The organism is Micromonospora sp. NPDC005299, assembly GCF_042872345.1.
Taxonomy (GTDB): domain Bacteria; phylum Actinomycetota; class Actinomycetes; order Mycobacteriales; family Micromonosporaceae; genus Micromonospora.
This window is the reverse complement of sequence record NZ_JBIAKG010000005.1, coordinates 229252-241448: the sequence shown is the minus strand read 5'-3', so window position 1 is coordinate 241448 and position 12197 is coordinate 229252. Positions and strand designations below refer to the sequence as shown.

The 12197-nt window shown below is 72.3% G+C and carries 6 protein-coding genes; 3 read left to right on the top strand and 3 right to left on the bottom strand.

Going from position 1 to position 12197, the window contains the following annotated elements; genetic code table 11:
- Window positions 1-18 precede the first annotated feature (18 nt).
- The 3 genes from ACFYPD_RS16990 to ACFYPD_RS16980 form a co-directional block, all read right to left on the bottom strand.
- Window positions 19-1083 (bottom strand): ABC transporter permease, encoded by a 1065-nt coding sequence (locus tag ACFYPD_RS16990; RefSeq protein ID WP_387113836.1) that lies wholly within the window; start codon window positions 1081-1083, stop codon window positions 19-21.
- Entirely contained in the window at window positions 1080-2618 is a 1539-nt protein-coding gene (locus tag ACFYPD_RS16985; protein WP_387113834.1) for a sugar ABC transporter ATP-binding protein, read from the bottom strand. The genes ACFYPD_RS16990 and ACFYPD_RS16985 overlap by 4 nt, the downstream gene beginning before the upstream one ends.
- An 83-nt stretch (window positions 2619-2701) precedes the next feature.
- A complete protein-coding gene (locus ACFYPD_RS16980) occupies window positions 2702-5953 on the bottom strand; it encodes a DUF2961 domain-containing protein (RefSeq protein WP_387113832.1) in 3252 nt (1083 codons plus the stop codon).
- A gap of 254 nt (window positions 5954-6207) precedes the next feature.
- Here ACFYPD_RS16980 and ACFYPD_RS16975 point away from each other — a divergent pair, with 254 nt between their 5' ends.
- The 3 genes from ACFYPD_RS16975 (at window position 6208) to ACFYPD_RS16965 (ending at window position 12141) form a co-directional block, all read left to right on the top strand.
- Entirely contained in the window at window positions 6208-7296 is a 1089-nt protein-coding gene (locus ACFYPD_RS16975; RefSeq protein ID WP_387113830.1) for a GTP-binding protein, read from the top strand.
- A gap of 8 nt (window positions 7297-7304) precedes the next feature.
- Window positions 7305-10976, top strand: a complete 3672-nt coding sequence (locus tag ACFYPD_RS16970; protein ID WP_387113828.1) for a GH116 family glycosyl hydrolase — start codon at window positions 7305-7307, stop codon at window positions 10974-10976.
- Between the two features lie 166 nt (window positions 10977-11142).
- Window positions 11143-12141 (top strand): LacI family DNA-binding transcriptional regulator, encoded by a 999-nt coding sequence (locus ACFYPD_RS16965; protein WP_387113826.1) that lies wholly within the window; start codon window positions 11143-11145, stop codon window positions 12139-12141.
- Window positions 12142-12197: the final 56 nt, after the last annotated feature.

Below are 12197 nucleotides of genomic sequence, written 5' to 3'. Positions count from 1 at the left end.
CTCCATTGGGGTGGTGGGTCAGGCGATGCGGGGACGTAGCTTCTGCAGCGCGGCGGCAGCCACGATGACCAGGCCCTTGACGACCAGCTGCACGTTCGCGTCGATGTTGTTGAGGGCGAGGATGTTGTTGAGGATCCCGAGCAGCAGGGCGCCGGCGATGGTCCCGCCCATGGATCCACTGCCACCGGCGAGGCTCGTCCCGCCGATGACCACGGCCGCGATCGCGTCCAGTTCGTAGCCGGCGCCGTCGTTCGGGCTGCCCTGGTTGAGCTGCCCGGCGTGGATGATCCCGGCCAGCGCGGCGAGCAGGCCGGCGATCGCGAACACGGTGATGCGGACGCGGCGCACCGGCACCCCGGAGAGCCGGGCGGCCTTCTCGTTGCCCCCGATGGCGTAGACGTGCCGGGCGAAGGCCGTGGTGCGCAGCACCAGCAGCGCGCCGACGCCGATGGCGAGGAACAGCAGCGCCGGCACCGGGAGGATCCCGTTGATCGACCCGCTCAGCGTCGAGAACGCCTCCGGGGCCTCCTGCGGCCCGTCGCCGTAGGCGATGGGGATGCCCAGCCCGCCGGACCACATCCGGGCGATGCCTCGGGCCGCCTGCAGGCCGGCGAGGGTGACGATGAACGACTGGATGCCGAGCCGGGCGACGATCGCACCCTGGGTGGCGCCGAACGCGGTGCCGATCAACAGCACGATCAGGACCGTCGGCAGGATGCCCAGGCCGCTGTCGACCATCAGGGTGGCGGACCCGACCGCGGCGAGCCCGAGCACCGCCCCGACGGAGAGGTCGATTCCGCCGATCAGGATCACGAATGTCATCCCGACCGCGATGATGCCGATCTCCGAGACCGCGCGGACGATGTTGGCCAGGTTCCCGGAGCTGAGGAAGACGCTCTCGCCGTTGCGGACGGGCGACACGGCGATCGCGATGACGAAGACGGCGGCCAGGCCGAACAGGCTCTGGAACCGGAAGAAGCTGTCGACGATCGCGTGCCGGTCCCGCGGCAGCCGGATGGGCCGGCGGCGGGGCGGTGTCTCGCGCGGCGCTTCGGCGACGGAGGTGGGGTTCGGCGAGTTCATCGGGCCTCCTTGGCATCGTCCCCGTTGGCCGCGGCGAGGATCGCTTGTTGGGTGGCGGACGCGCGGGGCAGCGCGGCCGCGGTACGACCGCGGTGCAGGACGACCACCCGGTCACAGAGGCTGAGCAGCTCCGGCAGTTCGGACGAGGCGAGCAGGATCGCCATGCCGGTGTCGGCGAGTTGGTGCAGCAGCCGGTAGATCTCGGCCTTGGCTCCGATGTCGACGCCTCTGGTCGGCTCGTCGAGCAGCAGCAGCCGCGGTCGCGTCAGCAGTTGCTTGGCGAACACGACCTTCTGCTGGTTGCCGCCGGAGAGCGTGGCGGTGGGGACCGCGGGCGAGGCGGCCTTCACCGCCAGGGCGCTGAGCTGCCCGGCCACCGTCCGCTTCACCGCCTGCCGGCGTACCAGTCCGAGCGTCGTCAGTGTCGACAGCGCCGAGAGCACGACGTTGTCGGACACCGAGTGCTCGAGCATCAGTCCGGCGCCACGCCGGTCCTCGGGGACGAACGCCACCCCGCATGCCAGGGCCGACCGTGGGCCGTGCGGGCGGTACGGGCGGCCGTCGAACGTCACCTGTCCGATGTGGCGGCCGGAGCCCCCGGCCCCGAAGAGCGTCTCGAGCAGTTCGGTGCGGCCCGCGCCCATCAGCCCGGCGAGTCCGACGATCTCGCCGGAGCGCACCGTGAGGTCGACTCCGGCCGGCTCGGTCCGCCCGGGTGTCGGCCGGCGTGGCGTCACGGCGAGTCCGCGGACGTCGAGCAGCACGTCCCCGGGCTCGTTGCGCCCCTCTCCGTACAGCGCGTCGACCGACCGACCGACCATCAGCTGGATGATGTCGTCGCGGGAGGCGGCCTTCGGATCGACGCTGCCCGCGACGCTGCCGTTGCGCAGCACGGTGACCCGGTCCGCGACGACCTCGATCTCCGCCATCCGGTGCGAGATGTAGACGATGCCGACGCCGGCCCGGCGCAGCTCCGCGATCGTCGCGAAGAGGCGTTCGACCTCGGCGTCCGCCAGCGCGGCGGTCGGCTCGTCCATGATCAGCACCCGCGCGTTGAGCGACAGCGCCCGGCCGATCTCGACCAGTTGCTGCTCGCCGACGCGCAACGACCCGACGAGCCGGCGCGGTTCGAGGTCGGCCCCGAGGGTACGCAGGTGGTCCGTGGCCTGCCGGCGCATCCGCCGGAGGTCGACTGTGCCCATCCGGGTGCGCGGCTCGCGCCCGAGGAACATGTTCTCCGCGATGGAGAGCCCGGCCACCAGGTCCAGCTCCTGGTGGATCGTGGCGATGCCGGCGCGGTGGGCGTCGGACGGGCCGGCGAAGCTCACCGGCCGCCCCTCGAGCTCGATGGCGCCGTCGTACTCGGTGATCACGCCGGAGAGGATGTTGATCAGTGTCGACTTGCCGGCGCCGTTCTCGCCGAGCAGCGCGTGCACCTCACCCGCCCGGACGGTGAGGTCGATGTCGCGGCAGGCGTGCACACCGCCGAACCGCTTGCCGATGCCGGTCATCCGGACCAGCGGGCGTTCTGTCATGCGGCACCTCTGAGTCGTCTGCGGGTCTGCTGCGGGTCGGGCCGGAGCCGCCGGGCCCGTGCGGACCCGGCGGCTCCGGTCGGTCACGAGACGAGCCGCGCCTCGACGTAGTCGAGCCCGGCCAGGTAGCCGACCGACGCGGCGGCCTTGCCGGTCACGGTCAGCGTGAGCGTGTGCCGGCCCGCCGTCAGCTCCCGCTGGCCGTAGTCGAGCGGGTCGCTCACGACCACCTCCGGCGAGTGGTACGCGTCGAAGGCCGGCCCGATCCGGGCGCCGTCGATCGCCACCGTGTTGGTGCCGTAGTCCCGGGCCAGCGTCTGCACGAGGCGCAGGTCGTAGGTCCCGGTGGTGGGCACGGTGAAGGTGACGGTGACGCTCTGGTTCGGCCCGTTCGCGTGGAACCACAGCTGCGCGCTCTGCGACCAGTGGATGCCGCAGCAGTCGCCCTGCGGGTCCGCCGGCGCGTCGGCGCTGACCGCGGGCAGGAGCGATTCACCCTCGATCCGCAGCGTGTCGCCGGTACTGGCCGAGGCGGTCGGCGAGTACGGCCCCGCGTTGCCGGCCGCGTCCACCGCGCGCACCCGGTAGTACCAGGTCTCGCGCAGCCCCAGACCCGCGTGCTCGAAGCTCGGGCGGGTCGTGGTGCCGACCCGGTTGCCCGGCCCCGGCGTGAAGCCCGCCTGGCGGGAGGCGAACACCTCGTACCGGGGGGCGTAGACGTCGTCCGGGGCCGGCTGCCAGGCCACCGTCACGGCGTTGGTCGTGCCGCTGGTGGCGGTGAGCCCGCTGACCGCGCCCGGCCGCGTGTGGTCGGTGAACGGGGTGACCAGGCTGAGCACCGCGTACCGCGCCGCTGACCAGGCCGGAGCGCCGGCGGTCGGCGTCAGGGTGACGGTCACCGCGTCCCTGCCCCGGGTGAGCGCGGCCGGGATCCGGTACTCGTCCTCCAGCCACCGGTGCGACGCGTTGGCCAGGGGCTGCGACCAGGTGCCGGCGTCGCGCCCGTCGACCTGGACCGCCACCGACTGGTAACCGGCCGATTGGTCGCCGACGCGGCGCAGCACCGCGCCCGCGTTGTCCTCGTCGAGGGCCACCCGGAACCGGATCGGGTCGGTGGAGGCGCGGACGTCGTCGGTCACCGGTCGGGGCGCGCCGTCGTCGCCCTCGAAGGTCGCCGTGAGCACCGTCCGGTCACCGCCGGAGGCGTACCGGTGGGCCGCCTCGCTGGCGGCGTCGCCCACGTCGACCGTGTCCGTCCAGCGCTGCCCGACGGCGTCCTGGCCGTACCAGTACGCGGTGGAGCCGTACCGGGCCGGGTCCTGGTCGCCCGGGCCGTGCTCGATGCCGAACCGCAGTCCGGTCGAGAACGCCATCGACTCCGCGAGCATGAGCCGGTACGCCCCGGTGCAGTCGTACCGGCAGCCGTAGTCGGCGATCTCGTGGGCCGGGTTGCCGTTCATCGGCGCGGAGAACGTGCCGTGGTTGAAGTACCAGCCGCTCTCGTAGAAGTCCTCGGTGCCGGTGCCGTGGATGCTCGGGCTCTGCGCGCCGTCCACGTAGACGCGCTCGTCACCCTCCAGGTAGTTGCGCTGGTTGCCGGCGGGGATGTGCCCCTCCATGGTGTGGGTGACCCCCACGAACTTGCCCCGCCCCGCGACGTCGAGGAAGAGGTGGTCCGCTCCCGGCGTGGTGTCGGCGCTGGTCGCCGTCGCCCGGAAGTAGCCGGTGTCGCCTGTCGGCCGCAGGGCCGCCGCCCAGCGGGCGGACTTCGCCGTGGTCACCGTGGCCACCGACGGCTTGATCGCCACGTCGGACCCGTTGCGCAGCTCGATCGACCAGCGCGACCGGTAGGGCATCGGCCACCAGGCCGACAGCGTCGCGGTCGCCGGGTCGACGCCGAACATCAGGGACCGGACGGAGTGCAGACCGAGGCCGGTGCCGAAGAACTCGCCGAGCGGGGCGTCCACCGTGGTCTTCCCGTCGAACGAGATGCGCAGCCGGGTGTCACGCAGCACCGCGTCGGACGCGGCGACGGCCGCCTTGCGCTCGTCGTCGGCCGGGTAGGAGGAGGTGTTGCTGCCCTGCCAGGTCTGCGCGGTGATCCGGTAGCCGTGCGCTGCCTCGACGTCGGTGTGCGCCGGGCCCAGGTCGACCGTGTCGGTGCGCGTCGCAGTGCCGGAGACCAGGCTGTCGACCCAGTACGTGAACTCGTTGACGTCGAGGTCGGACGAGACGAACTCGTTGCGGATGGTCAGCGTCGACTTGCCGGCTGTGGCGCTCGCCGGTAGCTCGACGGTCTGGTCCAGCCAGGTGCCGAACGGCACCGGGTCGTTGGCCGGCCACTCGGCGACCGGTACTCCCTCGACCAGGATCCGGGCCCGCTGGTGCCCGATGTGCGGGTCGAGCCGGCGGGTGAGCCGTACGCCGGTGTTGGCCGGGTCGACGGCGACGGTGAACTCGCTGCCGCCGCCGGCGCCAAAGGCGCGACCGTCGTCGGCGATCGGCTCGGGCGCGCCGACGAGCTGCGGGATCTTCAGCTGGAGTGCGGTGATCGCGCCGGGGCCCACGCCACTGGCGAGGGTCGCCCGACCGCCCGCGGGGACGGCGAAGGTGCGCTCGGCCGCCGCGGCGCCCGGCTGGGCGGGCTTGGGGTCGCGGGTGCCGGCGGCCTTGAGCTGCGCGATGACGTCCTCGGCCCGGTCGGTGGGGTCGAAGGTGCGGACGCCGTCCGAGGTGGTGAACTTCCGGTAGGAGACGTGGTGGAAGATCGGGTTCTTCTCGGTGGTGACCCGCATCGAGCTGCGGTACGTCATGGGCGCCTTGATGTAGACGCCCCCGGAGCTCTGCGCCGCGTTGGCGACCACCGGGTAGACGAAGGGAGCACCGAGCTTGCCGTCCACGACATCCTGGAGCTTGGCGTCGAGCACGGTCTTTCCGTCGAGGACGACCTTGATGGTGCCCGTGGCGGAGACGTTGCCCTCGTCGCGGGTGAACCAGATGGAGTCGATCTCGCCGGCGCCGGTCGCCTCGGCGATGACGCAGCCCTCAGCGCTGGTGCGCAGGCATGAGTACTGGCCGGAGAAGCCGTCGTCGTTGCCGCCGCTGCGGTCGAAGCTGGAGAACTGGTAGGCCCGGGATCCGTCGGTGAGTTCCGGGAGCCGGTCGAGCCGGCGATAGACGTCCCAGCCGACGGGGCCGTTCGTGGTCGGGTCGGTGGAGGCCGAGGCCGCTCCGGCGAGACCGACGACGGCCGAGCCGGCGATGAGCGTCGCCGCGGCGGCGGCACCGAGCAGCCGCCGCGGCGAGGTACGTGGTGCGCGGGTGGTGGGTGTCATGAATCGCCTTTCCACATCGGTGGGTGGGGCGGGTCGTGAGGCGCGGCAAGGAATCGATTTCTCGCCGCAGTTGCGATCAGGTTAGGCAGCCGTCGGGCGGCGGTCAATCCTCCAGTGCTGACGACGAGGTCGGCGGCACTTCGACGTTGACAGCCCCACCCGCCGCTCCTAGGGTCCTCGATCAGAACCGAGCAAACGATTTCTCGCTCACAAAAGCGCCCCGCGACCCCGCGGCGCGCTGGGAGGGGGCAGCCGTGCCCCGACTCGTCGTCCTCACCGGATTCCTCGGCGCGGGCAAGACCACGACGATGCTGGCCGCCGGACGGCTGTTCACCGCACGCGGCGGCCGGGTCGCGGTCATCACCAACGACCAGGGCAGCGACCTGGTCGACACCCAACTGGCCCGGGACGCGGTGCCCGACGTCGGCGAGGTGACCGACGGCTGCTTCTGCTGTCGCTTCGAGGACCTCGCCGACCTGGTGACGGACCTGCTCGACACCGGGCGTGCGGACACCATCCTGACCGAGGCCGTCGGCAGCTGCACCGACCTGCAGGCGACGGTCATCCGCCCGCTGCGGGCCCGCTACGGCGACCGCCTCACGCTGGCTCCGCTCACCACGATCGTCGATCCGGCGCGCGTCGGCGTGCTCGACGGCGACCTCGGCTACCTGTTCGACCGCCAACTCGCCGAGGCCAACCTCATCGCGGTCAACAAGTCCGACACCCTGCCCCGCGCCGAGTTCGACGCGCTCCTCGACCAGATCCGGCGCGGCTACCCCGGCGCGGGCGTCCTCGGCTACAGCGCGAGCCGCGGCGAGCACGTCGACCAGCTTGTCGCGCGGTGGACCGGCGAACCACCGCGCGGCCGGGACGTGGACCTGGACGTCGACTACGACCGGTACGCGGCGGCCGAGGCGCGGCTGAGCTGGCTCAACCAGGTATGGCAGGTCTCGGCCGACGGCGGGTTCTCCGCGCGACGCTGGGCACACGTCGCCCTCGAATCGCTCTCCGCCGCCTGCGCCCGGCGGGGAGACGTCATCGGTCACGCCAAACTCGCCGTCCAGACGCCCGCCGGGCTGATCCGTATGAGCGTCGTGGCCGCCGGTGACCCGCCGCGGCACGAGCCCGCCGGGCGCGACGGACCGCCGGTGGCCCGCGCCACCGTGCTGGTCAACGTCCGCGCCACCTGTCCACCGGAGGACCTCGAATCACTGGTACGGGCCGCCGCCTACGACGCCGACCTCGCGGCCGGCGCCGCCGCCCGGCCCGGCCCGGCGAACGCCTTCGCGCCGTCCTACCCCCGCCCCGTGCACCGTCTCCCGGCCACACCGGCCCGACCGTAGGAGGACCCATGGCTGACCAGTGCTGTCCCGGCAACGCCTGCAGCCCGAACCGCCGACAGTTCCTCACCCTCTCCCTCGGGCTCACCGCCGGCACCGTGCTCGCCGGCTCCCGGGCCGAGGCCGCCGCCGCCCTCGGCGTACCCGAGGACCGGCTGATCGGCGTACCGGTCGACAAGGCGCTGCCACCCGACTGGTCCACGGCGCTGTACCGCCGGGGCGAGCCGACCAGCTACGAGGGCACCGACCTCCGCTGGCTCGGCATGCCGGTCGGCGGTGGCGCCACCGGCCAGCTGTACCTCGGCGGCGACGGGCGGCTGTGGAACTGGGACATCTTCAACCGACCGGCGGCCGGCACCACCGACGTCGGGTACGCGAACCCTCGGCAGCCCGCCTCCCCCGTCCGGCACGGTTTCGCGCTGCGGACCCGGTCGGGCGGGCGGGTCCAGACCCGCGCGCTCGACGCCACCGGCTTCGATCAGGTGCGTTTCACCGGGCAGTACCCCGTCGGCACGATCCGGTACCGGGACGACGACGCTCCGGCCGAGGTCACCCTGGAGGCGTTCTCACCGTTCGTACCGCTGTCGGTCGCGGACTCGACGCTGCCGGCGACCGTGCTGGTGTACACGCTGCGCAACACGTCGCACCGAACGGTGGACGCCACTCTGCTCGGCTACGTCGAGAATCCCGCCTGCCTGGACACCAGGACACAGCGCGGGATCACACTGCGGTCGACGGCGTTCGGCGACCGGTCGCTGCGCGGAGTCCGGTTCTCGGCCGCCGAGCAGACCGAGACGGCCGACCGCCCCGACGTGGTCTTCGAGGACTGGGATCGGGACACCTACGACGGCTGGACGGTCGAGGGCAGCGCCTTCGGCACCGGCCCGGTGCTGGTCGCCGAGATTCCGGACTACATGAAGAGCGGCGGGCCGCTCAACGCGACCGGACAGCGACTCGTCACCTCGCACGACTTCCGCGGGGCCCAGGGCGACATCGGCCGGGCCGACGCGCCGACCGGCAAGCTCACCAGCGCCCCGTTCACGGTCTCGCGCAAGTCGATCCGCCTGTCGATCGGCGGCGGCAACCACCCCGGCCAGACCTGCGTCAACCTGCTCGTCGACGGCGCGGTGGTCGCCACGGCGACCGCCCGCAACGCCGAGGCGATGCACAGCGTCTACCTGGATGTCTCCGCGCACGAGGGGAAGTCCGCGGTCATCGAGATCGTCGACGCCCACAGCGGGGCCTGGGGCCACGTCAACTGCGACCGCATCGTGTTCACCGACGCCACGCCCCGGCCCGAGATCGTGTTCGAGGACTGGGAGCGCGACACCTACGACGGCTGGACCGTCGAAGGCAGCGCGTTCGGTGCCGGCCCGGTGCTGGTCTCCGAGGTGCCGGACTACATGAAGCGCTTCGGCGATCTCGGCGCGTCGGGGCAACGGTTCGTCACATCGCACGACTTCCGCGGCTCCGGCGGTGACTCGGGCCGGGCCGACGCCGCCACCGGCAAGCTGACCAGCCGGCCGTTCACCGTCGAGCGCCGCTACGTCAACGTGGCCGTGGGCGGCGGGAGCCACCGCGGCAGCACGTGCGTCAACCTCCTGGTGGACGGCGCCCTGGTGGCCAGCGTGGCCGGCCGCGACGCGGAGCCGGTCAGCGTGGCCACCATGAACGTGTCCGCGTACCAGGGCCGCACGGCGGTCATCGAGATCGTGGACGGGGACACCGGCGGGTGGGGGCACGTCAACGTCGACCGCATCGCGTTCAGCGACGTGCCGACGGACACCCGGCCGCTGGACCAGGTGCCCGACAACGGCACGCTCGTCCTCGCCGCGCTCGACGGTCGGGCGGTGACGCGTCCGTCGCTCGCCGGGTGGGACACCCTCGACGAAGTGTTCGCGGCGGAGTCCGGCCCCACGGAGGTGGACGGCTCGCTGGCCGGGCAGGCCGGATCGGTGAGCGTCGCGGTCCGCCTCGCGCCGGGCCAGAGCCGCACCGTGCGATTCGTGCTCGGCTGGCACTTCCCCGTGCCGGACCGCGTGTCGCTCAGCTTCCTGCGCGGCTCGGACAGCCTGCGCCGGCACTACGCGACCCGGTTCGCCGACGCCCGCGCGGTGGTGGAACACGTCGCCCACGACCTCGACCGGCTGGAGGCCGACACCCGCGCCTGGGTGAAGACCTGGTACACCGACGCCACCCTGCCGCACTGGTTCCTGGAGCGCACCCTGGCCCCCGCGTCGACGCTCGCCACCAACACCTGCTACCTGTTCGACGACGGACGGTTCTACGGCTGGGAGGGTGTGTACTGCTGCCCGGGCACCTGTGAGCACGTGTGGAACTACGCCCAGTCCATCGCCCGGCTCTTCCCACAGCTGGAACGCGACACCCGCAGCAGAGTGGACCTCGGCATCGGCTTCCACCCGGACACGGGCCAGATCGGCAACCGCGCCGAGGCCGACATGGGCTGGGCCACCGACGGGCAGTGCGGCACGATCCTGCGCTGCTACCGGGAACACCTGACCGCGCCGGACGACACCTACCTGCGGGTGAACTGGCCCCGGCTACGGCGCGCGCTGGAATGGATCATGGAACACGACGTGGGCCCGGACGGCACGCTCGACGGCCCGCAGCCGAACACGCTCGACACCACCTGGTACGGCCAGATCGCCTGGATCACCGGAATGTACGTCGCGGCGCTGCGGGCGGGCGCGGCGATGGCCGACGAGGTGGGCCAGCCCGAGTTCGGCGACCGGTGCCGGGCCCTCGCCGATTCCGGCAGCCGGCACCTGTCCACGGAACTCTTCAACGGGGAGTACTTCATCCAGGAGGTCGACCCGGCCCACGCCGATGCGATCAACAGCAACCGTGGGTGCCACATCGACCAGCTCTTCGGGCAGAGCCTCGCCGGTCAGCTCGGGCTCCCCCGTGTCGTGCCGGCGGAGCAGGCCGTCAGCGCCCTGGAGAGCCTCTACCGGTACAACTTCACGCCCGACCACGCCGCCTACCGGGAGGGCAGCGTCATCCCGGGCGGCCGCTGGTTCGCGATGGAACACGAGTACGGCATGCTGATGACCACCTGGCCGCACGGCGGCGCCGACACCGCGGCCGGAAACCCCGCCAGCTGGGCCGCCATGTACTTCAACGAGGTGTGGACGGGCCAGGAGTACCAGGTCGCGGCGCACATGCTCCAGGAGGGCCTGGTCGAGGAGGGGCTCACCCTCACCCGGGCGGTGCACGAGCGGTACGCCGCAGGCAAGCGCAACCCGTACAACGAGATCGAGTGCGGCGACCACTACGCCCGGGCCATGGCCAGTCACGGTGTCTACCTCGCGGCCTGCGGATTCGAGTACCACGGCCCCCGCGGCCACATCGGGTTCGCGCCCCGGATCAGCCCCGACCGGTTCGCCGCCGCGTTCACCGCCGCGGAGGGGTGGGGCCTCTTCCGGCAGGAGCGCCACGGCGGGCACCTCACCGGTACGGTCGAGGTCCGGTACGGCCGCCTCCGGGTGTCCAGCGTCGCTCTGGCGGTGACGCGTACCCCGGCACGGGTGACGGTGCGGCTGGGCCATCGCACACTGCCGGTGCGTGACTGGTCGTGCCGGGACGGGCGCATTCTCGTTACCTTGGACGCCGAGGTCGTGGTCGGTCGGGGGGACGCCCTCCAGGTGATGCTCAACGGCTGAACGTGTCGGCGCTCGTCACGGCTCGTGTCGAGCGCCGGCGCGGACGCCCGTGACTATTCCGTCACTTTCCGCCCGTAAGATGCCCAGTCCCCGCACCGGCGAGGGTGCGGGGAGCGGGCACTCGTTCTCGGGCTTGTCATCGTAGGAATCCACCGGACGGAGGCGAATGGCGACGATCTACGACGTGGCGCGGCAGGCTCAGGTCTCGCCCGCGACGGTCTCGCGGGTACTGAACGGCCGTACCACCGTTGATCCGGTCATGGCCGCGCGCGTGCACCAGGCGATGCAGGACCTCGATTACCGTCCCAACGCGGTCGCCCGCAACCTGCGCCTGAGCCAGACCAGCCTCTGGGCGGTCATCATCTCCGACATCGGCAACCCCTTCTTCACCTCCATGGTGCGGGGGGTCGAGGACGTCGCGCAGAGCGCCGGGTACTCCGTGGTCCTGTGCAACTCCGACGAGGACCCGGAGAAGGAGTCCCGGTACATCGCGGCGGCCCTCGCCGAACGGATGGCCGGCGTCATCATCTCCACGTCGGGCCGTTCGACGGTGATCAACCGGCTCGTGGAGGCCCGCATCCCGGTCGTGGCGATCGACCGTCAGCTGCGCGGCGTCACCATCGACACCGTGCTCGTCGACAACGTGCACGGGGCGGGGCTGGCGACCACGCACCTGCTCGACAACGGCTACGAGCGGGTCGCCTGCATCACCGGTCCCCGCCGGATCTCCACGGCCGCCCAGCGGCTCCGGGGCTACCAGCGCGCGCTGCGGGCGCGCGGGCGGGAGGCGACCGACGCCCTCGTGCGGTACGCGGACTTCCGCGAGGAGGGCGGCTACCGGGCCATGGCCTCGCTGCTCGACAGCGACAACCCGCCCGACAGCGTCTTCGCCACGAACAACCTGATGACCGTGGGCGCCGTCGAATGCCTCGTCGACCGCGGTATCCGGGTGCCGGACGAGGTCGGGGTCGTCGGATTCGACGACATTCCGTGGGCACACCTGGTCCGGCCGTCGCTGAGCACCGTCTCCCAGCCGACGTACGACCTCGGACGCGCCGCCGCCGTGCTGCTCACCGAGCGGATCGCCAACCCGTCGCGGCTGCCGTCGACCGTCACGCTCAGCACCGGGCTCCAGGTGCGCGACAGCTCCACCCGCCCGAGCTGACCGTCCGCCGGTACGGCGGGGTGGCCGCACTCCGGCCCGGCGACCCGGCCGGGCCC

Bases quoted from the DNA above. Each gene is read 5' to 3' on its own strand.
- ACFYPD_RS16970 (WP_387113828.1), top strand. From the start codon at position 7,305: ATGGCTGACCAGTGCTGTCCCGGCAACGCCTGCAGCCCGAACCGCCGA.
- ACFYPD_RS16990 (WP_387113836.1), bottom strand. From the start codon at position 1,083: ATGAACTCGCCGAACCCCACCTCCGTCGCCGAAGCGCCGCGCGAGACA.
- ACFYPD_RS16985 (WP_387113834.1), bottom strand. From the start codon at position 2,618: ATGACAGAACGCCCGCTGGTCCGGATGACCGGCATCGGCAAGCGGTTC.
- ACFYPD_RS16965 (WP_387113826.1), top strand. From the start codon at position 11,143: ATGGCGACGATCTACGACGTGGCGCGGCAGGCTCAGGTCTCGCCCGCG.
- ACFYPD_RS16980 (WP_387113832.1), bottom strand. From the start codon at position 5,953: ATGACACCCACCACCCGCGCACCACGTACCTCGCCGCGGCGGCTGCTC.